The 25168-nt window shown below is 65.9% G+C and carries 18 protein-coding genes and 1 tRNA gene; 9 read left to right on the forward strand and 10 right to left on the reverse strand.

The window, feature by feature from the left end; genetic code table 11:
• Positions 1-134 precede the first annotated feature (134 nt).
• Positions 135-3659 (forward strand): Rne/Rng family ribonuclease, encoded by a 3525-nt coding sequence (locus tag GGR64_RS19760; RefSeq protein WP_184647969.1) that lies wholly within the window; start codon positions 135-137, stop codon positions 3657-3659.
• A 661-nt stretch (positions 3660-4320) separates the two neighbouring features.
• Here GGR64_RS19760 and GGR64_RS19765 read toward each other — a convergent pair.
• Positions 4321-4968, reverse strand: coding sequence for a response regulator (locus GGR64_RS19765; protein ID WP_184647971.1), 648 nt, complete (start codon positions 4966-4968; stop codon positions 4321-4323).
• Between the two features lie 451 nt (positions 4969-5419).
• On the opposite strand from GGR64_RS19765, the gene GGR64_RS19770 reads away from it, so the two are divergent.
• On the forward strand, positions 5420-5884 hold the full coding sequence (locus tag GGR64_RS19770; RefSeq protein ID WP_184648028.1) for a GNAT family N-acetyltransferase: 465 nt from the start codon (positions 5420-5422) through the stop codon (positions 5882-5884).
• A gap of 48 nt (positions 5885-5932) precedes the next feature.
• Here the strand turns inward: GGR64_RS19770 and GGR64_RS19775 are convergent, their stop codons facing one another.
• Positions 5933-7120: a DUF2252 family protein gene (locus GGR64_RS19775; protein WP_184647973.1), complete on the reverse strand. Its 1188-nt coding sequence runs from the start codon at positions 7118-7120 to the stop codon at positions 5933-5935.
• 329 nt (positions 7121-7449) lie between these two features.
• On the opposite strand from GGR64_RS19775, the gene GGR64_RS19780 reads away from it, so the two are divergent.
• Positions 7450-8028, forward strand: a complete 579-nt coding sequence (locus tag GGR64_RS19780; protein WP_221236302.1) for a DUF3617 domain-containing protein — start codon at positions 7450-7452, stop codon at positions 8026-8028.
• Positions 8029-8392: 364 nt separating this feature from the next.
• Here GGR64_RS19780 and GGR64_RS19785 read toward each other — a convergent pair whose 3' ends face one another.
• Genes GGR64_RS19785 through GGR64_RS19800 form a run of 4 tightly spaced genes read right to left on the reverse strand, consistent with a single transcriptional unit; the run spans position 8393 to position 11405 of the window.
• Positions 8393-9697, reverse strand: coding sequence for a hypothetical protein (locus GGR64_RS19785; RefSeq protein ID WP_184647975.1), 1305 nt, complete (start codon positions 9695-9697; stop codon positions 8393-8395).
• On the reverse strand, positions 9690-10235 hold the full coding sequence (locus GGR64_RS19790) for a hypothetical protein (RefSeq protein ID WP_184647976.1): 546 nt from the start codon (positions 10233-10235) through the stop codon (positions 9690-9692). Before GGR64_RS19790 ends, GGR64_RS19785 begins: the two co-directional genes overlap by 8 nt.
• 34 nt (positions 10236-10269) lie before the next feature.
• A complete protein-coding gene (locus GGR64_RS19795) occupies positions 10270-10845 on the reverse strand; it encodes a hypothetical protein (protein ID WP_184647978.1) in 576 nt (191 codons plus the stop codon).
• Complete coding sequence (locus GGR64_RS19800) at positions 10842-11405, reverse strand: hypothetical protein (RefSeq protein WP_184648030.1); 564 nt, start codon at positions 11403-11405, stop codon at positions 10842-10844. The genes GGR64_RS19795 and GGR64_RS19800 overlap by 4 nt, the downstream gene beginning before the upstream one ends.
• A gap of 224 nt (positions 11406-11629) precedes the next feature.
• Between GGR64_RS19800 and GGR64_RS19805 the strand changes: the two genes are divergently transcribed.
• Positions 11630-13981, forward strand: coding sequence for a hypothetical protein (locus GGR64_RS19805; protein WP_184647980.1), 2352 nt, complete (start codon positions 11630-11632; stop codon positions 13979-13981).
• A gap of 141 nt (positions 13982-14122) precedes the next feature.
• Here the strand turns inward: GGR64_RS19805 and GGR64_RS19810 are convergent.
• The 3 genes from GGR64_RS19810 to serS all read right to left on the reverse strand — a co-directional run bounded on the left by GGR64_RS19810 (position 14123) and on the right by serS (position 17085).
• Positions 14123-14212, reverse strand: a tRNA-Ser gene (locus GGR64_RS19810).
• A gap of 212 nt (positions 14213-14424) precedes the next feature.
• Positions 14425-15414 carry a LysR family transcriptional regulator gene (locus tag GGR64_RS19815; protein WP_184447803.1) on the reverse strand — a complete coding sequence of 330 codons (990 nt, stop codon included), beginning with the start codon at positions 15412-15414 and terminating at the stop codon, positions 14425-14427.
• A gap of 390 nt (positions 15415-15804) precedes the next feature.
• Entirely contained in the window at positions 15805-17085 is a 1281-nt protein-coding gene (gene serS, locus GGR64_RS19820) for a serine--tRNA ligase (protein ID WP_184647982.1), read from the reverse strand.
• Between the two features lie 131 nt (positions 17086-17216).
• Here serS and GGR64_RS19825 point away from each other — a divergent pair, with 131 nt between their 5' ends.
• Together GGR64_RS19825 and GGR64_RS19830 are read left to right on the forward strand one after the other, a co-directional pair.
• Entirely contained in the window at positions 17217-17870 is a 654-nt protein-coding gene (locus GGR64_RS19825; protein ID WP_184647984.1) for an energy transducer TonB, read from the forward strand.
• Between the two features lie 105 nt (positions 17871-17975).
• Positions 17976-18227, forward strand: a complete 252-nt coding sequence (locus tag GGR64_RS19830) for a hypothetical protein (RefSeq protein WP_184648038.1) — start codon at positions 17976-17978, stop codon at positions 18225-18227.
• A gap of 393 nt (positions 18228-18620) precedes the next feature.
• Here the strand turns inward: GGR64_RS19830 and GGR64_RS19835 are convergent, their stop codons facing one another.
• Positions 18621-20075 (reverse strand): PLP-dependent aminotransferase family protein, encoded by a 1455-nt coding sequence (locus GGR64_RS19835; RefSeq protein WP_184647986.1) that lies wholly within the window; start codon positions 20073-20075, stop codon positions 18621-18623.
• A 386-nt stretch (positions 20076-20461) separates the two neighbouring features.
• Between GGR64_RS19835 and GGR64_RS19840 the strand changes: the two genes are divergently transcribed.
• The 3 genes from GGR64_RS19840 to trxA all read left to right on the forward strand — a co-directional run bounded on the left by GGR64_RS19840 (position 20462) and on the right by trxA (position 25167).
• Complete coding sequence (locus GGR64_RS19840) at positions 20462-22930, forward strand: TonB-dependent receptor (RefSeq protein WP_184647988.1); 2469 nt, start codon at positions 20462-20464, stop codon at positions 22928-22930.
• 85 nt (positions 22931-23015) lie between these two features.
• Positions 23016-24788: an ABC transporter ATP-binding protein/permease gene (locus GGR64_RS19845; protein ID WP_184647990.1), complete on the forward strand. Its 1773-nt coding sequence runs from the start codon at positions 23016-23018 to the stop codon at positions 24786-24788.
• A gap of 46 nt (positions 24789-24834) precedes the next feature.
• Positions 24835-25167 (forward strand): thioredoxin, encoded by a 333-nt coding sequence (gene trxA / locus GGR64_RS19850; protein WP_184647992.1) that lies wholly within the window; start codon positions 24835-24837, stop codon positions 25165-25167.
• Position 25168: the final 1 nt, after the last annotated feature.

Raw genomic sequence — 25168 nt, forward strand, 5'->3', positions numbered from 1 at the left:
CCCGCGGCTCGCCGTGGTGTCGTAGCGCTGGAAACCCAAGACGCCCACCCCGCGCCTGCGCGATGGGCGACGAAGCGTGACCAGAAGCGAAACCCCATGGCGTTCCGCGCGGTAGCAGCGCGAGGAACGCAACAATGAAGCGAATGCTGATCAACGCCACGCAGGCAGAAGAACTGCGTGTGGCCATCGTGGACGGCCAGACCCTGTACGACATCGACATCGAGCAGCCGTCCAAGGAACAGAAGAAGTCCAACATCTACAAGGGCCGCATCACCCGGCTCGAGCCCTCGCTGGAAGCAGCTTTCGTCGAATACGGCGGCGAGCGTCACGGCTTCCTGCCGCTGAAGGAAATCTCCCGCGATTACTTCCAGGCCGGCGTCGACCACAACAAGGCGACGATCCGCGAACTGCTGCGCGAGGGCCAGGAAGTCGTGGTCCAGGTGGACAAGGAAGAGCGCGGCAACAAGGGCGCGGCCCTGACCACGTTCATCTCCCTGGCCGGCCGCTACATGGTGCTGATGCCGAACTCGCCCACCGCCGGCGGCGTCTCGCGCCGGATCGAGGGCGAGGACCGCGCCGCGCTGAAGGAAGCGCTGGACAAGCTGAACATCCCCGACGACATGGGCGTGATCATCCGCACCGCCGGCGTCGGCCGCGATGCCGAAGAACTGCAGTGGGACCTGGACTACCTGCTGCAGGTGTGGAAGTCGATCGCCGAGGCCGCCCTGGCCAAGCCGGCGCCGTTCCTGATCTACCAGGAATCGCGGCTGATCATCCGCGCCCTGCGCGACTACCTGCGCGCCGACATCGGCGAGATCCTGGTCGACACCGCCGAGATGTACGGCGACGCCCAGGAGTTCATGCAGCAGGTGATGCCGCAGAGCCTGCGCAAGCTCAAGCACTACACCGACGACATCCCGCTGTTCAATCGCTTCCAGATCGAGTCGCAGATCGAGGCCGCCTACGAGCGCAGCGTGCGCCTGCCGTCCGGCGGCTCGATCGTGGTCGACCAGACCGAGGCGTTGACCGCGGTGGACGTCAACTCCTCGCGCGCCACCAAGGGCAGCGACATCGAGGACACCGCATTCCAGACCAACCTGGAGGCGGCCGAAGAGGTCGCGCGCCAGCTGCGCCTGCGCGACCTCGGCGGCCTGGTGGTGATCGACTTCATCGACATGGCCTCCAACAAGCACCAGCGCGAGGTCGAGAACCGCCTGCAGAACGCGCTCAAGTACGACCGCGCGCGGGTGCAGATCGGCCGTATCTCGCGCTTCGGCCTGCTGGAGATGAGCCGCCAGCGCCTGCGTCCGTCGCTGGGCGAGTCCAGCCAGATCGTCTGCCCGCGCTGCGATGGCCACGGCCGCATGCGCAGCGTCGAGTCGCTGTCGCTGTCGATCATCCGCGTCGCAGAAGAGCACGCGATGAAGGAGAACACCGGACAGGTGCTGGTGCAGGCCCCGGTGGAGATCGCCAACTACCTGCTCAACGAGAAGCGCCGCGCGCTCAGCGAGATCGAGAAGCGCCACGACGCGCCGATCGTCATCGTCGCCGACGAGCAGATGCACACCCCGCACTACGAAGTGACCCGCCTGCGCGAGAACGAACTGGGCGAGGAAAGCACCAAGCCCAGCTACCAGCGCGGCACCCCGCGCAAGCTGCCGGTGCATGCGCTGACCAAGGCGCAGTTGAACATTCCGGCGCCTGCGGTGACCAATGTGAAGCACTCGCAGCCGGCCCCGGTGCGCGAACCGGCCGAGGAACCGGTGGCCGCGCCGGCACCGGCGCCGGTCGTCGCGCCGACCCCGGTCGCACCGCCGGCCACCGGCGTGGTCGGCTGGCTGAAGCGCATCTTCGGCGCCGGCGACAACCCGGCCGCCGCCCCGGCCGCCGCCGAGCCGGCACAGCGCCAGCGCCCGCAGGACGGCAACCGTAACCGCAACGACCGTGGCGATCGCAACGACCGCAACGCGCGCCGCAACGGCGGCCAGGGCGGCAATGCCGCCCGCGGCAACGGCAACGGCGGCAATGCGCGCCGCGACGAACGCCGCAACGGCAACGGCAATGGCGCCACTGCGCCGGCCGCGCAGCAGAACCAGCAGCCCAAGGCACCGCGCAACGAGCAGGCCGCGCAGCAGGCCAAGCCGCAACAGCAGCCGCAAACGCCCAAGCCGCCGAAGCAACAGCAGCCGCAGAACCCGCCGCGCCAGCCGAAGCCGCAGCAGGATCCGGCACAGGCCGCCGTGCAGGGCGACAAGCCGCCGCGTCAGCCGCGCGCCGACGAGGCCGTGGCCAAGCAGCAGGCCGCGCCCGTCGCCACCGCACCCGTGACGCCGATGCAGGACGCCACCACCCTGGCCGCCGCTGCGGTCGCCGGTGGCGCGAGCGCCGCGTCCCAGGAGCCGGCAGTGGTTGTCGAAGCCGCCGCCGCACCGGTGCAACAGGCGCCTGCCGCCGCAGCAGCCGGCATCGATGAACGCGAAAGCGCCGCGGAAACCGCGCAGGCTGTGCCCGCCGGCGAAGGCGCCGAGGGCGAGGACGGCACCGGCGACGCCGGTGGCCGCCGTCGTCGCGGCCGTCGCGGTGGACGTCGTCGTCGTCGTGGCAATGGCGAAGCCGGTGCCGCCGGCGATACCGCCGGGCTGGACGATGCCGATCTGGATGCCGGCGACAGCGACGGCGAAAGCGCGCCGGCGCCGAGCCGCAGCCAGCCGGAGTTCGACTTCGACGACGACGGTGCCACCGACGCACCCGCACCCAAGCCGCCCGTGCAGGAAAAGCGCGAGCCGCAGGAAAAGCGCGAGCGCCGTGAGCGTCCGGCTGCCGTCAGTGCAGCGGCACCGGCCAGCGACGCAGCCCAGGCCCCCGCGCCGATCACCGTCGACCCCGTGCCTGCGCCAGCCACCGCACCGATGCAGCCGTCCGCGCCTGCCGACACCGTGATCGCATCGCCCGCGCCGACGGCGCCGGCCGCAGCGGCCCAGGGTGTGAGCGATGCGGCCGTTGCCCATGCCGACACGGTGGTGGCGGCACCGGCAGCACCGGCGCCGGTCGCCGAGACCACGCCGGTCGCACAGGAGACTGTGGTCGCCCGCGCCGCGGCACCGGCCGAACGCGCCACGCCTGCCGTCGCCCCGACCACGCAGCAACCGCAGGCAGTCACCACTGCCGTCGAGCAAGCGACCGCCACCGCCGCCAAGGCGACGGTCGCGGAGCCGGACGCCGCAGATACCACGACCAAGGTCGAGGATCCGGCGGGCGTCACCGCGCCGGCGGAAGCTGCCGTCGTTCCGCCGAGCGCAGCGCCGGCCGTCACCGCCGCGCCCACCGCTCCCGTGGAGCCGCGTGCCGAAGAGGCTGCCCCGGTCAAGCCGGCTTACGCCCCGGTGCAGACCACCCTGCTCGACGCCTTCGCCGATGCACCGGCGCAGGCTCCGCACGGTGGTGCAGCAGCGGCCGCAGCGTCGACCGAGAGCGTATCGGCCACGCCGGCAAGCGACGACACCGCGACGTCCGTTGCCGCCCCGGCTGCGCAGGCGCAGGTCGTGTCTGCAGACGAGGCGGCGAAGACGGAACGCGCCGCCACTGCCGCGCAATCCGCAGCGCATGCGCCGCATGCCGCGGACAAGGCGGACGGCGACGAGCACAAGGATCGCAGCTGATCCACGCTTTTCCCGTTGCAGCATGAAAGAAGCGGCCTTCGGGCCGCTTTTTTTTATGGGCGCGCTGAAGCGCAAACAGCGCAGCGGCTCAAGGCGATATGCCCGCATGCGCGAATAGTCGGCTCGATCCAGTTGCGCTGCACCGCCGAAGCAGCAGCTTCACGTCACCTCCAAAACACGCTTTTGCGGCAGCAACGACACTCGATCACCTCGTAGGTGCGGCTCTTCCCCTTTGCGGGATTAGCCGCGACAGAGCATTACCGGTCGCCTGTCGCGGCTGAAGCAACTCCTACAAGAACACGCGGTGCGCGGCGTACATAGCCCGTGGCGAAAGCAGGCGACTGGAGGTGTCCTGCAGACACGACACACATGCGCGCGCGCTTCCTTGGGAGCACGCACGCGCGCTTCGCCAAAGATTGCCGTGATGGGCGCTGCGCCCGCACAGAGTGCCGTGCTGCTTCGCCGCCACACCTGCGTCGAGCGCTGCCACGCGAAGGCACTCAGCCATTGCGACCGCTACTGTCGCGAGGCTGTGTGCGGCGTGCGCGAGGCCGACGGCGATTGCAGTCGATCGACACCGCGAACGGATCTTCCTTCGCGCCCGCACAACGCAAGAGCGGCCCGAAGGCCGCTCTCGTGTCACTTCGACAGGCGCCGCCGATTACAGCGGATGCGTCGGATCCAGCAAGCCGTATTGCGTGGCCAGGCGCGCCAGGGCGATGTTGTCCTGGATGCCGACCTTCTCGAACAACCGCGCCTTGTGCGTATTGACGGTCTTGGCGCTGAGGCTCAGGCGCTTGGCGATGTCTTCCTGGCGCAGGCCGCGGGTCAGCAGCAAGGCCACTTCCAGTTCGCGCGGCGACAGCGCATCGAACGGCGAACCGCCGCCTTCCAGATTGGCCAGCGCCAGGTTCTGCGCGATGTTGGCGCCGAGGTAGCGCTTGCCCATCGCCACGTCGCGGACCGCGCGCAGCAATTCCTGCGCGTCGCCGGCCTTGCCGACGTAGCCGGACGCACCGGCTTCCAGCAGGCGCTTGGGCAGCGGGCCGTCTTCCAGCACCGAGACGATGATGACCTTGGTGCCGTGGTCGCCCTTGACGATGCGCTCGGTGACTTCCAGCCCGCTGACGCCGGGCATGTGCAGATCGCACAGGACGATGTCCGGCTTCAACTGCCGGATCTGCGGGAGCGCGGCTTCGCCGCTGTCGGCTTCGCCGACGATTTCGATATCCGTTTGATTCGACAGGATCAGCTTCATGCCCGTGCGGACAAGAGCGTGATCATCGACCAGAAAAACCCTGATGGCCATCTCGTATAACCCCAACGCAGCGGATACCGCACTATCCAGACTATCTGCGTGAATTATTCAGGGCAATACGAATTTGTAGACAAACGAAGACGCTTCACGGTGTGCTCATCTGCACCTCGCGAAACGTCATGTTGTCGTCATCAAAACCCTGCCGAGCTTACTCAAGGCTCGGCACGCAGGGTCGAGTGACCTGCCAGCGCTTTCCTCGTAAGGCGCGCGACGGTCCCTGCGTCAGGCCGAGGCCAGTATGCTGCCGCGGCGGGGAAAGCGTTATCAGGACAATCCTGATCTCACGTCAGAATTATCTGACCCTCCCCCTTCCCGCTTCCGGACACCACCGCGCTGCGGATCCCGGACAGGCCCGGCGAAATTTTCCGACATGCACTTCGGAAATGGCCGATGCACTCGACACAACCACGACTTGACCGACCGCCTGCGGCACACTGCCCGGGTGAACACCGTCCGTCCGTATGCCGCGCAGGACCAAGCCGCCTGCCTGGCGCTGTTCGACAGCAACGTCCCGCAGTTCTTCGATCGCAGCGAACGCGCCGCCTTCGAGCACTTCCTGCAGCACCACACCGGTGCCTGGCATTATCTGGTCATCGTCCGCGCGGGCACGATCGTGGCCTGCGGCGGCCACGCGCTGAGTGCCGACGGCCGCGTCGCCAGCTTCGGCTGGGGGATGGTCGAGCGTCGCCTGCACCGCCAGGGCCTGGGCCGCGCGCTGACCGAGGCCCGGCTCGACGCCTGCCGGCGCAGCGTCGGCGTGGCGCGGATCGAACTGGACACCAGCCAGCACACCCAGGCGTTCTACGCGCGCTTCGGCTTCAGCGTCGACCGCGTGGTCGCGAACGGCTACGGCCCGGGCCTGGATCGTTGGGACATGGCGTTGAACCTGGACAACGCGCGCGACTGAAGCGGATCGCGATGCGACGCCAGTCGGCCGCACCTCACGGAACTGCCGTCATGCGGCCAGTGCGTAGCGGCGGCAATGTTCGAGATAGCCGGCCTCGTGAAGGCCGGCGAGCGCGACCACGCTCTCCCACAGCCACGACGGCGTGTCGATCGCCTTGCGCCGGTCGGCGTCCAGCAGGTGCAGCCACGCGGCGCGCATTTTGGGCTTCATCTGCCGCGCATGCGCCTTGCCGACGACGAAGGCGAGATAGCGCGCCGAGCGCATCGCCTCGACGTGATTGAACTGGTCGACCTCCAGCTTCAGGTCGCGCGGCGAGAGTTCGCGAATGAACAGCGAGCGGCCCAGCAGATGCACCGGCAACATCCTGCTGCCCAGGTACGGCGACAGCGCGCGCGCCGCGGCGGTCACGCGCTCGGCGTTATCCGCCGGCATCCGTGCATCGGGCGCCGCCGGCGCGATCGGTGCGATCGCCTCCTTCAGATCGACCAGCGCGTAGGACCAGTGGCCCTTGCCGGTCTTCAAGGCGACGATCGCCGCATAGCGCAACAGGCCCAGCGAACTGCAGCCCTTCATCCAGTACGCCGCATCGACCAAACGCACCTCGCGGTCCTTGGGCTTTCCCTTCAGCGACAGCACCATCTGCGCCACCGCCGGATCGGCGAACAGCCGCTCCAGTGCCTCGCGTTCTTCCGGTGCCAACGCCCAGAACTTCTCGCCCAGCGGAATGTGCGGCTCCACCGCCTGCAGACGCTCCTTGGCCAGGTGGCGCCAGCGCCGGCCGAAGGCCTCGCGCCGGATGCTGCGCACGGTCTCAGATTCGGCACCAGGGTGATCGCGCGTCGGATCCTCGATGGCCGCGCAATAACCGTCGATCATCGCCTCCATCATCCGCGCGGTGGTGACGCCGGGCAGGTCCGAACCGCGTGCCGCGGTGGCCAGCGACAGGCCCAGGCGGATGAGGTCGTGCGCGGGATTGCCGATCACGCCCTGGTCGAGATCGCGGATCTGGATCTCGACGCGCCCCTCGCCATCGGCGACCGGCCCTAGGTTGCCGAGGTGGCAGTCGCCGCAGATCCAGATCGCCGGCCCCATCGGCACACGCCGCGCCGCCGGCGACGCTGCCAGCCATTCGTAGAACCTGGCGGTATTGCCGCGCACGTAGGCGTGTGCGGAGCGCGCCATCTTCAAGGTGCGCTTGCGTTCGAGGATGACGGGGCGTTCGGCGAGACTGGGCATCGAAGGTGGGACCTGGAGCAGATGGCGTGGGGGTGACGCGCGGCGGCGCAGACGCTAGCAGAGCCGCATGGAATGGGCCGTGCACGTCGGATACGTCGGCATGCGCTCGGCGGTGGCCGGGATCGTACGGCTTGGACCCGGATGCGGGCGGCTGAACGACTGCGCGATATGTCCGGCTGTCTTCCATGCCACTGAGCGCGCCCTCAGCGATAGCCCCTCACCCTCGCGACGCCTGCTGGATGGTCAGGACGCGGTCTCCGACGTCGACGTGATCTTAATCACGCCCCCGGCTATGCTCCGCGCACCTCACATAACTTAGGGAGAAGTTCATGCGTCTGACCATGCCGGCAACGGTTGCTGTGTGTGTGCTGCTCGCCGCCTGTAGCAAGGGCGGCGACAAGAACGGCGACAACGTCGCCATGTCCAACGCCTCGGTCGCCGACGTGGCCAAGGTGCAGGCGGCCAAGCTGCAGCCCGGCCAATGGGAGATGCGGATCGAGCAAGTGAGCAGCGAGACCAGCGGCGGCTCCGGCAACATGCCGCAGATGCCGAAGGTCCCACCGAGCACCGCCAAGGTGTGCCTCACCGCCGAGCAGATCAACGATCCCGCCAGCCTCTTCGGCAGCGCCTCGCCGATGCAGAAGAACTGCGTGTACGACAGCTTCACTATGAAGGACGGAAAGATCGACGCGAAGATGCACTGCACGATGGGCGACATCAAGGTCGCGGGCACCAGCACCGGGACCTTCAGCGCCACCGAGATGGCCTCCGAATCGCATTCCACGATCACCGGCCTGCCGGGCGGCATGTCGATGAAGACGCACATGAAGATGGACGGCAAGCGCCTGGGCGAGTGCCAGCCGGGCGACATCAAGGCGGGCGACACCAAGGCGCCCGCTGCCGGCTGAGTCAGCCTGTTCCCTCGGGGCGTTCCGAGGCACCCGCTCTGAGTTTCTGCCTTGTGTTGCAGCGCCGCGATGGTTCGCCATCGCGGCGCTTTTTATTTGCCACGGCGCAGCGCTCGATCGTTCTCCTACGTTGCCGCCGTCCGCTCCGGTCACGGGACACGTGAGCGCAGTAAGGCCTGGTCCCACATGCTGTTTCCCACGCCACCCGCGGTGGCGAGTGCCAGCCACGCGCCGCCAGCTTCCGATGCCGGCCTGACCGTGCATCGACGCTACTGGGATGCACCGGCTAACGCACCATCATTCGCGCCGAAGCCAGATATGCGCCAGGTCCGCGCCGCTGCGAAACGGCGCGCAACACTCCGGGCTACTTCAACGCCCGCCAGCTTCGACCGGCACGGAAGGCACGCTCGAGCGTCGCCGCGAGCAGGCAGATCTTCAGCGTCTGCGGCACGATGCCGTCGCCGGGATCGCTGGGCGTACCCAGCACCACCGACAGCTGATTGGCGATCGCCTGCCACACCACCTGCGGATGCGGGCCGATCAGGCGGGTCAGGCCCATCCAGGCCCAGGCCGAGGCCCAGTCCAGCGCGCGATAGAGCACGATCAAGGTGACCAGCGCGGACAACCCGGTGGCACCGGCCAGTTGCACGCTGTTGGCCGCGGCGCGATAGCGCGAGACGGTGCCCGCCCAGAAATGGCCGATGAAGTCGCGCAACCAGGTCGGCAGTTTCCGCCACAGCCCCAGCGTGCCGTCGACCTTGCTCGACCACCTGGCGGGCGCATTCAATTCGGCGTTGTGCACGTCGTAGCGGTAGATCAGCGCGGCCAGCGCCAGCCAGACCACCGGCAACAAGGCCGAGAAGAAGATCACCACCAGCGTGTCCGCCACGCCCGGCGGCGCCTGCTCCACCGCGCCTGGCAGCGCGGCATGCGCGACGCCGATCGGATGGCTGATGCCTTGCCACAGTTGCTGGCCGAGATCGGCGATGCGCAGATGCGCCAGCCAGCGGAACACCCCGCCCTTCCATTCGGTGAGCACGTACATGCCGACGAAGGTCCAGCCGGCCTCGCACAGCACGATCAGCACATTCCACGCCGGATGCGGGCTGCGCTGCTTCTGTTGTTTCGCGCCGCGCCGGATCAGCCACAGCAGCGCCACCGACGCCGCCAGCCACCAGCCGCCCGACACCTCGAACAATGAACCGCGGTAGGTCGGGTCGAACGGGTTGAACTGACCCAACCCTTCGCGCCCGTAGGCACGAATCGTCTCGCCGAGGAACCCCCAGGCGGCGTAGTAGGCGAAGAACGGCACCAGCGCCTGCGAAACGATGGCCGACAGGCGGCGCCAGCGCGCCCTGCCCTCTTCCTCTGCGGCCGTCGCATCGGCCTGGTCGGCCAGCGCCGCACTGGCGATCCCCGGCAAGGCCGGGCGCAGCGTTTCGAACAGCAGCACGAAGATCACCAGCTTGACCAGCACCACCAGCGTCAGCGACAGCAGACCGGCGAGCCGGTTCTGGTAGCCGATCCACACCGCGGCCTGCAGCAGCAGTTCGTTGAGCAACACGCCGGCCAGCGCCACGGCGAGCAATTGCGGCAGGTAGCGGACCCACAGCCGCAGCGTGTCGCCGATCAGCCCCAGCGGCCCACCCCGCAGCGCCAACTCAGTCATGGGCGTGCTCCCGCGCGAAACGCAGATAGTGCGGGCGACCGCCGCGCGTGCTCACGGTGAGTTGCAGTTGCGCGACCGCCGCGCGCGGGACGAGGTAGTAGCCGTCGACCGCCAACGGCACGCCCGGCTTGGCCGCAGACACGGCCAGCCCATCGCAGGCGACGCCGGGCGGCTCACCCGGCTTGGCCAAGGCACGCTGCAACAGGTCCGGCACGGTGTCGATCGCGGACCAGGAACGGCCGCTGCCGTCGACCAGCTTGAGCGTGCAATCGCTCCACTGCGCACCGGAGGCACCCGGCACCAGCGTCAGCCGCGTGCGCACGAACGTGCGATCGGCGGGCAGTCCCGCCTCGAACGGCAGCACATCGACCGACGCGAGCCGAACGGCGGCACCGTCGTAGTCCACGGTCTGCGCCATCGCCACATCCACCGGCCGCCATTCGCGCGCATGCAGCAGCTCCCGCACGTCGCGCCAGCCGGTCGCGGCCATCGTGCACGGCACCAGCACCACCAGCGCCGCCAGCGCGAGCCAGCGCATGCGGCGTTCGGAAACGGCCGGGGCCACATCGCGGTCAGAGGCGTGCATGCAGCACATCCAGATCGAGCACCTCCACCGGAGACCCGGCGGGAATTGGCGGATAGCGCACCCGCGCCTCGGCCGTCAGCTGCGGGTCGCGGTCCTCCGACAGCACCAGCGTGCCGCCTGCCCTGGCAAGCGCAGACGGCAGCTCGAAGACCAGCACGTCCTTGCGTTCCAGCCCGGGCTGCAGCGTCTTGATCGACGACAGCACTGCATCGCCCATCTCGGCGCGGCCGCTGGCGCGGTAACGACGGCCGTCGGGCGTCGCCCAGACCCGGCCGTACACGCGCGCCGTCGCACGCACGACCTTCGACCGCACCGGCACCACCAGCCACACGCCGCCGGTGTCGCGTTGCTGCACCGCGCCCGCCGCCTTGAAACGGATCGTGCGCGCGAGTTGCGGCGTGCCGGCGTTCACGGCCAGATTCTCGGTCTGCACCCAACTGTCCGGCGCCCCGGACACCGCGATCGGACCAGTGATGCGCTCATAGCGCGGCATCGTCCAGCGCATCTCGGCAAGCAGCACGAAGCCGAGCAGCAGGATCGCGATGGTGGCCAGCCGCTTCACGGTTCACCCGCCTGTGCGCCGGCACGCGACACACCAAGCGGCAACTCCACGACCCCGACCGGATGCGGATCGGTCCACAGCGGCTGCGCATAGAGATTGTCGAAGGCCTTGAAGGTCCTGGCAGTGACGTCGAAGCGCACACGCGCGGCCGACTGCTCCGTCGCCGGATAGGTCCAGACCAAGGCGACCTGCTCCGGCAGGCCCGGCTGCAATTCGGTGGTCGCCGCGCGATCGCGCAACAGATACGCCGTCGGCCGCGCATCGGCCCCGCGCGGCGGCGTCTTCAACGCCACCGCCTGCACCAGCGAGCCGCTGGTCTGCGTGGTGCGATTGGTCGCCTGCAGATACAGCACGATCGCCTTGCGACCGTCGCGCGACACCACCTCGCCATTCGGCAGCCGGTCACTGGTTTCCACGTGGTCGAAGCGCAGCGACCACTCGCCGGCGGCAATATCCTTCCCGGCCTGCAGCGCGGGCGGCACCGGCACCTCCTTGGCCTCGAACAACCCGATGCCCCACCCCACCACGATCGCGGCAACGCCACCGATCCCGGCCAGCATCCGTGTCCGCCACTGTCCTAGGGAAGCTTTGCTCACCAAACTAGGTGACCCTTTTGGAAGCTCGGACGGAAGGTATCATTGGGTTGCAAAAAAATGCAACATCAAGCGGAATACGGTGTAGCACCGCATTGGACAGTCAGATTCAGAACGAGCGATCAAACTTCACACAAGGCACTCGCTAAGCTGGTTGAAAATTCCCAAATGCGACTTCCAGAGGATGGAAAATGAATTTTGAAAACAACCCATTGATCGGCAACATCTACGAGATAGTCATAAAGACTGACACGAACGACGGGCGATTCGAGTCTTTCGCTTGCGGTGTCGTTTCTCAACTTGAAGGAAACGGCTCTATCCTTACTACTAGACCGAAATGGGACCTAGGACGTGACGGCGTAGGCTTCGGCGCAAGTAAAGGTATATTTGTCTGTGCCAGCCTACGAGATGACGTTGACGCAAAGGCGTTATCAGATATGTCCCGTCTTGAAGATAAAACATGTGGAATCAAGAAAGTTTACTTCTGCTCCAGTCAGCTCTTAACGGAACATGCCCGAAATAAAATTACATCAGCACTCATACAAGAATATGGCAGCACATATGAATATGAAGTACTTGGCGCGCATCAACTTAGAGAGCTAAGCCTTCGAGATCCGGATTTAATAAAGACAAAATACGCCGCAGAAATAGCAAATTGCAAAGCAGCGATCGAACCGGAGGATGATGACTCCGCCGAAACAGCGGGACTGCGACTTGCTCTCATGACATCGGGAGCGGAGAATTCTCTAGAAATTCGCTCTTCAATCTATGCTGCAGCCATTCTTGATTCACTGAATGAATCAAAAAAAACTATACGGGCGATTTGCAACTCAATTTCACAGCGACTTCGTCTTCCAGGAACTCTCGACGAAAAAACGCTCGCACCTTATCTTGGCCCAATGGCTGCGGAAGGACTCATTGAACTACACCGGCACGACCGCGACAAGAGCAAAGACACATACGCTATCACACAATCAGGCATCGACAGACTCACTGAAAGAGAGACATCTGCAGCTCAAAGCCTGATGGAGGGGCGCTCCAAAATTCAAGTAGCGCTCGAAACAGCCATCGGCATGAAAATGCTTCCTGACGCTTTCGCTTCTATATGGAATGTTTTCGAAGAAAAGCTCGCATATGCCCTTTATGTACGCGGAGCATCAGTAGTCGCGGAGATTAGCGCATTAATCGAACCAAATTCATCTAGTGGCAACGACGTCATCGAGCCATTAAGCTTTGTTGAGGATATCGCCGAAGCAGTTTCAGCTGTAGCAGGACATCAGCAGCGTCAAGCCGAGATCCAGCAGGCGATCAAGGATCTCTTCTCGAACAGAGTCGGCCCAGCAGCCGATTGGCTGGTGCAGGTTTGTGCGGGTTTTATCGCAGCATGCACTATGGGGTTAGAGCACAAAAGCGCAAATGCTATTGGCAAGTTACTCGCTAGAACGACAATTGTACTGGACTCTGACGTCGTTTTATCTCTACTGGGAGAAGGTGAGCCGGATCATGAGGCAGTCCAGACTATAGTCAAGCATTGGAAAAAAAACAAAGGCACAATTCTTGTTGCTGAGCCTGTACTACAGGAACTTGCTCATCATGCATGGATTGCGGATAACGACTACCATGAAGTAAAACATTTCCTTCCTGGCACTCCCCAAGATCGACTCAATTCTGTTGACAACGTGTTCGTTCGATCATTCGCAGAGCTTCTAAGTCGAAACGGCATTCGCAGAGATGGCTGGAGATCCTATTACCTGCACTTTGCAGGCAAGAACAAGGATGACTATAGTTCCATTCAGCAAACTCTTTCCGCCGACTATTCGATCCTCAGACTTCCGGGAAGGTCATCAGTTCAGGGCGACCTCGCGCAGCAGGTCTATAAGTATTCTCTAGACCTCTTTGAAAAAAGCCAATTGAGAGTTACAAAAATAATGCGTGACAAAGCCGCCCGCGACTCAGAGCTATATACAGCATTTGTGAATTACGTGAATTCCGTAAGAGAAGCTGATCCAGGCGCCTCTTGCTTATTGGTCAGTTCGGGTCGACGTCTGTCGCAAGTTGAGGATCATTTCAAAGAGACCGGCGAACGTCAAATGATCATTTCTGTGCAAAGCACTCTCCTACTTGTCTCTCTCCTGCCAAATCTTGCATTAGGGCTTTCACAAATGAAAGCATTCCTGTTTGATGAACATCGCCATAGATTTACTACGGGATTCGAGCGAAAGCTCATCCGTATTGTGCGATCAAGCCGCGAATTGGAGATGCCGTGGGCAAAGCGCGGAATATTGATGCGCAATGTCAGAGATCGCCTCCTTACTAATGCGAAGCAGGAAGGACGCCCTCGAGCCGAGCAAAACATGGATGCACTGGAGAGAGATGCGCTGAGGGAAGACAATAGAGATTTGACTGTCCAAATGTTGAGAGACTCTTTAGACGCACTAGCCATTGATACGCGCCAGGATAAGCAGATCCGAGAGCTCAAAAGAGAAAATGAGCGCCTAGAAGAAGAAATCAAAAAACTCCGGAAGGTTCGAGGCAAGAAATAACTCAAAACAAAAATACAGCAAACAAAGTATTCGGCAACCCCAGTCGCACCACTCAGATCGCACACTTAGAATATCTACATCGACTCTAGATACTTACCCAGAAGTGAGAAATAAAAATATAAATTAAATTTATATCAATAATGGCGGAGAGAGTGGGATTCGAACCCACGGAAGGTTTGACCCTTCGCCGGTTTTCAAGACCGGTGCCTTAAACCGCTCGGCCATCTCTCCGTTTGCGAACGCGGCGGTGCTGCGGAAGAACATCGCAGCCGCTTGAAGCGCAACGCCGCAGCAGCGCGACGTTGTAGTGCCTGCCCCGCCTGAAGCGATCGGTGCCGCTGACGACACCCGATGCACCCGAACCCAGAACCACCGGCACGGGCACGCATTTTCGCATGCCCGCGGCGGTTTTGCTCGACCGACGTACTCGGCCGGCGTCTTGATCAACCCGCCTCAACCGCCATGGCGCCCAGGGTCGAGTGCCGGGCCTTGGTGCGTTCGGGGCAGTCGCCGCCGCAGTCCAGGCGCGATGCCTCGATCTGGCGCGGCAGGTGTTCGGCGAGGAAGTCGATGAACACGCGCACCGCCGGCAGCAGGCCGCGGCGCGAGGCGAACACAGCGTGGCAGATGCCCTGCGGCAGCGACCATTCCGGCAGCACCACTTCCAGCTCGCCGTTGCGCACGGCTTCGGCGCAGACGGTCTCGGGCAGCAGGGTGATGCCGAAACCGTCCTTGACCATGGACTGCAGCAGCGGGAAGTCGAAGCCGGCCACGCGCGGCTGCAGGTCGACGCGGCGCACTTCGCCGGCCGGGCCATGCAGTTCCCAGCGCTGCCGGGCTTCGTCCTCGCTGATGCTGAGGGTGACGTGCGAGGCCAGTTCCTCGGGGTCCTTGGGGCGGCCGGCGCGGTCCAGGTACTTGGGGCTGGCGACCAGCAGTTCCTGCACCTGGCCGAAGCTGCGCATCACCAAGCTGCCGTCGTCGTCCAGGCGCGAACGCACGCGCAGGGCGACGTCGTAGCCTTCGTTGATGATGTCGACGCGGCGGTTGCTGATGTTCAACTGCAGCCGCACCTTCGGGTACTGGTCCAGGAACATCGGCAGCAGCTTGGGCAACTGCATCTGCGCCAGCGACACCGGCACGCTGACCCGCACCAGCCCGCGCGGCTCGGCGCTGAGCCGGTCGACCACTTCGCGCGCGGCCTGCGCCTCGGCCAGCATGGTCTGCGCGTGGCGGTGCACGCTCATGCCCAGGTCGGTGACGGCGAAACGACGCGTGGAGCGCTGCAGAAGGCGCACGCCCAGGTCGCTCTCCAACTGGCTGATGCGACGGCTCAGGCGCGACTTGGGGATGCCCAGGGCGCGCTCGGCGGCGGCGAAGCCGCCGTGGTCGACCACCATGGCGAAGTAGTACAGATCGTTGAGGTCGTGCATGTTCTTTCGATATTTAGAACGATGGGGACAATCGGATCCGGTTCATTCTACTCCTACAACGATTCGCGCTGCAGGGACGCCGGTCGCGCTCGCGCGGTGGCTCAGGCACGGATGTGGACGCACCCAGGATAACCCCGGCTTGGCTAGCGCGAAGTGACGGGGACGGGGACGGGAGTTCGGCGCACGCGGAACGCCGTTTGCGGCGAGTGCGGCAGTGGGCAATGCATGCGAACGCCCTGCCCCGTCCGGGTCGAAGACCCACTTGTGGCGCAAGGCGGGGCATTGCCCGCATCAGGACAATTTGCGTGAGCGCAGGGACGGACAGGAGGGCGTCGCCGCAGCAACGGCGACGCGAGGCGCGCCCGAGGTGGATGCCCCGGGCCCGGTCGATCAACCGATCCGCTCGGCCCCACCCATGTACGGGCGCAGCGCGTCGGGCACGGTGATCGAGCCGTCGGCGTTCTGATAGTTCTCCATCACCGCGATCATGGCGCGGCCGACCGCGGTGCCGGAGCCGTTGAGCGTGTGCAGCAGTTCGGGCTTGCCGGTCGCCGGGTTGCGCCAGCGCGCCCGCATGCGACGCGCCTGGAAGTCGCCGCAGTTGGAGCAGGAAGAAATCTCGCGATAGGTCTGCTGCGACGGCAGCCAGACTTCCAGGTCGTAGGTCTTGCTGGCGGAGAAGCCCATGTCGCCGGTGCACAGCAGCATCTTGCGATACGGCAGGCCGAGCGTCTCCAGCACCACTTCGGCGCAGCGGGTCATCCGATCGTGTTCGGCGACGCTGTCCTCCGGGCGGCACACGCTGACCAGTTCAACCTTCTCGAACTGGTGCTGGCGGATCATGCCGCGGGTGTCGCGGCCGCCGCTGCCGGCCTCGGAGCGGAAGCACAGCGAGTGCGCGGTCATGCGCAGCGGCAGGCGCTCGGCCTCGACGATCTCATCGCGCACCAGGTTGGTCAGCGAGATCTCCGAGGTGGAGATCAGGTAGCGCTTCTGTTCGCCCAGCGCTGTGGCGAACATGTCTTCCTCGAACTTCGGCAACTGGCCGGTGCCGTACAGGCTGTCGGCGTTGACGATCACCGGCACGTTGGTTTCCTGGTAGGCATGCGGGCCGGTGTGCAGGTCCAGCATGAACTGCGCCAGGGCGCGGTGCAGGCGCGCGATCGGCCCACGCAGCACGGTGAAGCGCGCGCCCGACAGCTTGGCCGCCGACTCGCCGTCCAGCCAGCCATGGCGCGCGCCGAGTTCGACGTGGTCCTTGACCTCGAACTCGAAGCTGCGCGGGGTGCTCCAGCGCTGCAGTTCGACGTTGTCGGCCTCGTCCTTGCCGGCGGGTACGTCGGCCTGCGGCAGGTTGGGAATCTCCAGCGCCAGCGTCTCGAGTTGCGCACGGATCTCGTCCAGGCGCCGCTCGGAGGCCTTCAGCTCGTCGCCGAAACCGGCCACTTCGGCCATCAGCGCACTCGCATCCTCGCCCTTGGCCTTGGCCTGGCCGATCGCCTTGGAACGGCTGTTGCGCAGGCTCTGCAGCTCCTGGGTCCGCACCTGGATGCGCTTGCGGTCGGCCTCCAGGGCGTCCAGGGCGGCCACGTCCAGCGCATAGCCGCGGCTGGTGCGCAGGCGCTCGGCGAGGTCGGCGGGCTGTTGGCGAAGCAGAGCGGGATCGAGCATGGGCGCGGGGTGCCAGGGGAACGAACCCGGGATTATCGCCTGTCCGTCGCGGTTTTGCCGACTCGCTCCCGCCGCGGCGCGCGATTCACCGCGGCTATGCCAGAATCGAGCGGTTCCCTACGGTGAGTCCCATGTCCACGTCGCCCTCGTCTTCCAAGTCCGGCATCGTGCTGCATCTGCCGCGGCGCCTGCTCGCGATCGTCGGCATCGCCTTCGGCGTCGGTCTGCTGCTGTTCCTGGTGGTGTGGCTGGTCGGACGCAAGGACAACGATTTCTACAAGCCGCAGCCGGCGCAGGTGCAGCAGGAGACCGAGCAGGTGAAGCCGCTGCCCGAGCCGCTGCCGGCCGGCAGCGCCGCCAGCAGCATGCCGCAGGCCAAGCCCGCGCCCGCTGGCGATGCGCCGAAGCTGGTGGAGACCGCGCCGACGCCGCCGCCGACTACGCAAGGCCCTGCCCCGGCTGCGGGCAGCGATACCGCCGGCGGCACGGCCACCGCGCTGGCCCCGGGCGACCGTCCGGTGCCGCTGGAAGGACAGACCCCGCCGCCGCGCTATCCGCCGGCGGCGCTGCGTCGTGGCGATGCCGGCACCGTGGTGGTGCGGGTCGAGGTCGATGCCAGCGGTGCGCCTGCCGGCGTGGCGCTGCTCCGGCGCAGCGGCTCGCGCGACCTGGACCGCGCGGCGATGGAGACCGTACGCCGCTGGAAGTTCCGCCCGGCGCAGCAGAACGGCCATGCGGTGCCGGCCAGCATCGAGATTCCGTTCGACTTCAAGCCGGGGCCGTAACTGAATCGCCACCCGGACGCGCGGGCGGCGTTCACATGGGGGTGACACCCCTGAGCCGGGTCCTGGGCGACACTGGACCCGTCCCACGGCACCGGAGTTGCCGCCATGCCCACCCCGTACAAGTCGACACAGCCGCTGGATGCGTGGAAGCGCCCGGCCCGCCCGTCGTCTGCGCGCCGGGAGTCGCATGCGCGCGCCGATCATGGGTCGCCCTGGGCCTGGATGATCGTGATCGCGCTGGCCCTGGCTGTCGCCGGGTGGTGGCTGGCAGTGGATCGCGACGACGACGGTCGCAGCGAACGGGCGACGCAGTCGACGCCTGCCAACGATCCGCCTCGCCCGCAGCCGTCGCACTAATTTCCCGAATCCACGCATCGATGCTTGCACCGGCCACGTTCGTACGCGGCCTGTGCCATTAGCGCGCTTACACAGTGCGCAATCCGGAACCGGTGCCGCGCGCCAGCGTGTCGAAGCCCGGGAGCGACGTCGCCACGTTCGCCACATGTTTGATCCGCACCCTCGCCCTGCAATTCGCTGCCTGCCGAAGGCGAAGGCGAAGGCGATGCTGTGGTCGCGGTGGCTGCCGAGAATGTCCGCGCCCAGTTTGATGCGCGATGCCGCCGAGCGTTTGTATCCAGCGGTGCATTGCCGCGGGTCCATCGCCACCGGTTGGCAGGACCTGCCAGATTGGGCAAGACAGATCGCCAGGCGTCCGCACGCCTGCCGTCAGGACATGGCGTGCCGCCGCGGCTATTCGGCGACCTTGGCGACCGCAGCGGCGATCCGATCGAGCATCGCGTCGTCGGTACGCGCGACGTTGAGGCGCACGTGCCGATCAGCGCCATCGCTCGAGAACACGCTTTCGGTGGCAAGCATCATGCCGTCCGCGCGCAGCACGTCCGCAACCGCGCGTGCATCGACGTCGTCGCCAAACGACGTCCACAGGTACATGCCCGCTTCGGTGTCGCGCGCCTGCCAGCCGCGGGCCCGTATCTTCGTCAGCAACGCCTTGCCGCTGGCGGCCAGCTTCCTGCGCAGCCTCTCGCAGTGCGGCTCGTAGCCGCCCTCGGTGAGCGCGTGGTGCACGAGTTGGTCGGTGAGTAGCGAGGAGTGGATGGCGCCGACCGATCGCATCAGCAACAGGCGCTCCATGCGCTGGCTGTTGGCCGCCAGGAACCCCGACCGCAGGCCGGGCGCCAGGGTCTTGGAGAAGCTGCCGACGTGGATGACGCGCTCGAAGTGATCGAGCGCCGCCAGGCGCGTGACCGCCCCCTGCCGAGCGCGTGGGAGCAGGTCGCCGCAGGCATCGTCGTCCACGATCCACAGGTCGTGCTGCTCGGCGAGCCGGAGCAGTCGATGCGCATTGCGCGGAGACATGCTGGTGCAGGTCGGGTTCTGCAACACCGAGCTGCAGAACAACGCCTTGGGCCGGTACTGCTCGCATAGCTGCGCGAGCTGCTCCAGGTCGGGTCCGTCCTCAAGGCGACGCACGCGCAGGATCCACAGGCCATTGGCCAGGAGTCGCTGGGTGTGGATGAAGGGTCCAGGCTCCTCCACCACCACGTACTGGCCCTGGTAGAGGAACGACCAGACGATCAGGTCCAGGGCGTCGGTGGCGCCGGCCGTGGTCACGATCTGCTCGGCGGCGGCGCCGATCCCGGCCGTGCGCAATCTGGCGCTCAGCGCCTCCCGCAAGGGCAGCCAGCCCCGAACGTCGGCATAGTCGAACAGGCTCCTGCGCGGCCGGGCCGCCACGGCCCGCAGCGCCTCCGACAGCACATCGGCCCCGCCCCATTCGGCGGGCAGCGTGCCGAGCGCCGAGCCGTCATGTGGTCCCTCCGCCTGCAGCAGATGGCCCCAGGCGACCCGAGCAGAGGGGCCGTTCCATCGCTGCTGCGACGCCGGTGCCCCCGCCTGGCGAGCCCCGGGCGACACATAGAAACCCGATCCGCGGCGCGCTTCCAGATAGCCCGCCGCCGTGAGTTTGTCGTAGGCACGCAGCACGGTCTCGTTGCTGATGGCCATGCTGGCGGCCATTGCCCGGACCGACGGCAGGCGCTCGCCGATCTCCAGCGACTGCTGCTCGATCAGGCTCCTGACGTCGTCGAAGATCCGGTCGATGAGCGGGCCACTGGCGCGGGCAGCCGGCGCGGCTGCCTTCCGCGTGCGCTTGGCGCCGGGCTTCGATGGAGGAGAGGCTGGCATGGGCTGGGAGCAATGGGGAAGGCAAAGCCCAGGATGATAGACCGTCGGCAGCACTGGCTGGCGGATTCGAAAAATTGATGCGGACAGTTGCGCGGCGCCATGTTGCGCCGCAGCGGTGCACAGACCGCACCACCCTGGGGCGCAGCACTGCCGTCACCTGCACTTCCAAGCCACTAGCGCGCCCCAGCGAGGTGCACTGCGGCGCAGGTGGCCGGGCTTCTACATCCCACCCCCTACACGCGTGTGACATGACATGAATTTCAACTGTACCAAACACTTTTGACGTGGCATGCTCGGCCCGAAGAGCTTTCCGGCAAGCCATATATGGCAGGGAATCGCCCGAGGTAGATCGCATGAAAAGTGTATGGAACAGCTGAATTGCACCCATGGACCATGAATCGCGTCCGTCGATCGCGATTCCGCACGCCACGCCACGCCACGCCATCGCAGAGGATTCCACCGTGTTTCCCATCAAGTCCCTGACGCTTCGCCCGGCACCGTCCCGTTCCACCGCGCTCTATGCGGCCCTTGTGCTCGCGCTGTCAGGCGTTGCCCACGCCCAGCCGCAGGACAGCGCCGGCGCGACCAGGCAGGCGGCGCCGGAAAGCCGGAATTTTTCCATCCCGGCCGGCCCGCTGTCCGCCACTCTGCAGGCGATCGAGCGGATCAGCGGAACGCCCATCCAGTTCCAGGCGTCGGACGTGAAGGACATCCTCGCCCCGGCCATCGCCGCCCAGACGACCGCGCAGGGAGCCGTGCAGGCGGCGGTCTCGGGCAGTGGCCTGACCATGGCATCGGCGCCTGACGGCTCGATCCGGGTCTTCGTGCAGCAACTGGATTCGGTCGTGGTCACCGCCAAGCGCGACGAAGCCGAGACCGGCTTCCGCGCCTCACGTTCCTCCACCGCGACACGCGGCGACGCCGACCTGCGCGACGTGCCGCAGTCGGTCACGGTGCTGACGGCCAAGGTGTTCGAGACGCAGCAGACGGCCACGGTGGAAGACGCGCTGCGCAACGTGGCCGGCGTGGTCGTGCGCCCCGGCGCGCAGGGTACCAGCGGGTTCAGCATCCGCGGCTTCGGCACGGCCAGCAGCACACTGTCCAATGGTTTGAGCGATCCCAACTCGGTCAAGACCAACATCGCCGGCGTGGAACGCGTCGAGGTGCTGAAAGGACCGCAGGCATTGCTCGCCGGCGCCAACGCCCTGGGCGGCACACTGAACATCGTCACCAAGAAGCCGACGACCGACCCGATCCGCGACGTGACGCTCAGCTACGGCAGCCATGCCGAACGCACCGGCACCGTCGACCTGGCAGGCGCCCTGAACGACAGCAAGGAACTCAGCTATCGGCTGATCGTCTCGGGCACGCGCGCCGGCAGCAGCGCCGGAGGTTACGACGGACGCACGCAGAACTACGGATTGGGCGAGATCCGCTGGAAGAATGCGGACACCGATTTCATCGCCGGCATCTCGGCCGACCTGTCCCGCGTGCCGCCGGACCGGTACACCGTGGCGATCCGCGGCTTCATCGAACCTCCTGCCCCTACCCGGCCCGGCAACCGCGACGATGGCGCGGATACCTATACGCACTCGGCGTTCTACACCCTCGAGCATTCCTTCACCGACGCGCTGCAGTTCACCAGCCGCATGCAGCGCACGCGCAACGACCTGGATCTGGCGATATGGACGGCGCAGTACCCGGTCGACACGGCCACCCTGCTGCTGAACTACAGCGGTACCTTGGCCCAAACGAAACAGACGACCACCAGCGGCGACCATTACCTGAGCTACACGTTCAATACGGGGCCGCTGGAGCAACATCTGGTGGCGGGCGCCAACCACATCGACTACGACTTCGATACGACGCAGTACTCGAGCGTGCGGATCAACAACCGATTCGATGCGCCCACGCAATACCCTTTCCCCAAGCTCGAACGCAGCGATGGCAACCGCTCCTTCGGCAGCGCCCAAGCGCAAACCCAACGCGGCCTGTACCTCCAGGACACGGTGAAATGGGACAAGTGGACCCTGGTGGCAGGCCTGCGCCATTCCAGCATCGACGTCGGCCAGGGAACGACCATCGTGTATCCGGCGCCGCCGGCGCCCGGTGCCGTGCTCACTTCGAGGGCGCATTCGCTCAGCAAGAACACCGTCAATGCCGGGCTGATCTACAACCTGAGCTCGAACACGTCCGTCTACGCCAGCTACGCCGAAGGCTTTTCGCCGCTGTTTTCGGATCTGGTGGTCTGCGGCACCGATTCGACGTCCGTCCCGCCCACCCAGTCGAGAAGCAAGGAGCTGGGCATCAAGAGCAACAACGCGGACAACACCTTCTCGTGGTCGGCCGCCGTCTTCCAGATCGATCAACTCAACCTGCTGCAGCGCAACCGCCCACGCAACTGCAACGACCTGATCGACGGCCAACGCTCCCGCGGTGCGGAACTGGAAGCCTCGGGCAAACTCATGCCCGGGCTCAACCTCATCTTCAACTACTCCTATGTGAAGCTGGAGAGCCTGTTCGATCCGACCCTGCGGCCGGGCGGACAGCCGCGCACCCAGGTGAGCCTGTGGAGCACCTACGACTTCCAGTCCGAACGCCTGCGCGACCTGAGCCTGGCCTTCGGCATCAGCGGCTGGAGCGACTCCATCCTGGGAGTACGGGAAACCGACCCGCGTTCGCCGGGCGGCGCCCGCCTCGATGCCGGCATCGCCTATACCCGGCCGACGTGGTCGCTGCGGCTCGGTGCGAAGAACCTGGCGAACCGCACGCTGTACGGCTACTCCACCAGCAGCGGGTACGTGCCCATCTACGACAAGCGCACCTTCACACTGACGTACGAACGCAAGCTCTGACCATCGCGTCGCCTAGCGCGCGGCAACGCCGCGCGCCACGCACTCCACGGCCTGTCCCTGCGCCCCTCCCAGGTTCCCAACGCCCATGAACGCCCCCCACCACCACCGTCCCCGTCTGCGCGACCTGATCCTGCCCTATTGGACGTCGCGGGAAAGCTGGCGCGGCTGGATCCTGCTGGCGATCAGGCTGACGCTGATGTTCACGAGCATCTATCTGGCGGTCTGGAGCAACCAGCTCCAGGGCCAGGTGGTGGATGCGCTGGTGAAGCGGCAATGGGACGACATCTGGCACAGCCTGGGCCTGTCCTGGATCGCCGGCATGCTCACCATGCTGCTGGCGATGGTGCTCCTGTTCGCGATCACGCAACTGCAGCAATACGAATGGCGTACCGCCATGACCCGCTGGCTGCTGCGCGCGTGGACCCGCCGGCGCGCGTACTACGCCATCGAGCGCGACGGGCGCCTGGACAACGCGGACCAGCGCATCTCGCAGGACGTGGCGCGCTTCATCGAACTGACGCTGCAGCTGTTCCTGGATCCGATCCATGTGCTGGTGTCGGCCATCTCCTTCACCGTCGTCCTGTGGAACCTGTCCGGCACGCTGCACTTCACGCTGTGGGGCATCGATTTTGCGATTCCGGGGTACATGGTCTATCTGGTGTATGCATACTCGGCCGGCATGCTGCTGGTGTCGCACCTTACCGGGCGGCCGCTGATCCATCTGTTCAATCTCCGCCAGACCGTCGAGGCCAACTTCCGCTACCGCGGCATGCAGTTGCGCGAGAACGCCGAGCAGATCGCCTTCTACGATGGCGGCGCGCAGGAGCACAAGCGCCTGGACGACGCATTCGAACAGGTGCGCGCCAACTGGCGGGACATCATCGCGCGCAACGCCAAACTGATGCTGGCGCGCGAAACCTACAGCAACACCTTCTCCTCCCATCTCCTGCCGACGGCGGCGGCGATGCCGCGCTACCTCTCCGGCGCCATCACGATGGGCGACGTGACGCGCGTGGGCGGTGCTTTCAGCGCCGTCAGCAGCAGCCTGGCCTTCTTCAGCCAAGCCTACGTCACCTTCACCGAGTGGTGGGCACTCGGCAACCGACTGCGCGACCTGCTGGGGGCACTGCAGGATGTCCACGCACAGCCTACTGGCATCCACGTCTCGCAGACGCCCGAGCCTGCCATCGCCACGCATGGCCTGGCCCTGCAACGACCCGATGGCGCGCCGCTGGCCACCATTCCCGCGCTGCAGATGCGCCGTGGCGAGCGCTGGCTGCTGCGCGGCGCCTCCGGTGCCGGCAAGAGCACGCTGCTGCGCGCCGTGGCCGGCATCTGGCCCTATGGCGAGGGCGAGATCGGCAAGCCGCAGGACGGCCGGCTGATGTTCCTGCCCCAACGCAGCTACATTCCGCAGGGCACGCTCAAGGCGGCGCTGTGCTATCCCGGACAACCCGAGGACTTCGACGACGCACGCGTGCGGCAAGTGCTGCATGAAGTCCGTTTGTCGACGCTGGCCGAACGGCTGCACGACAGCGACCGCTGGCAGCAGACGCTCTCCGGCGGCGAACAGCAGCGGTTGGCGATCTGCCGTGCGCTGCTGCAGCGCCCCGACTACCTGTTCCTGGACGAGGCGACCAGCGCACTCGATCCGGACACCGAGCGGGCGCTCTACCAGGCCCTGGTGCATGCGCTACCGGGCAGCACCCTCATCAGCGTGGCGCACCGCGAATCGCTGACCGCCTATCACGACCACGTGCTGGACATGACGCCGCAACGCAGCCAAGGCGGAGGCGAGGACGGCCACACGCACGATGGCGACGGCCACGGCTTCAGTCCCCCTCCGGTACCCGCCTGAATCCCCCTACTCCCCCCCCTTTCCGACCACTGACAGAGGCCGAACCATGCCCTCCAAGCTCATCTCACTCACCGACGCGACCTTCGCAGAACAGGTCCTCCAATCCTCCGGCCCGGTCCTGGTGGACTTCTGGGCCGAATGGTGCACTCCCTGCAAGCAGTTGCTGCCCATCGTGGACGACATCGCCGAGGAATACGCGGGCGAAGCCCGCATCTGCAAGATCAACGCGGACGAGAACAAGGACACTGCGCAGCAGTTCCAGGTGCGCGGCCTGCCCACCATGATCCTGTTCATGGACGGCAAGGAAAAGGCCCGCCTGGTGGGCCTGGTCTCCAAGACGCGGATCGCCCAGGTCATCGACGAATGCCTGGAGGCCTGAC

The sequence above is a fragment of the Xanthomonas sp. 3307 genome, from assembly GCF_014199735.1.
GTDB classification, from domain to species: Bacteria; Pseudomonadota; Gammaproteobacteria; order Xanthomonadales; family Xanthomonadaceae; genus Xanthomonas_A; species Xanthomonas_A rydalmerensis.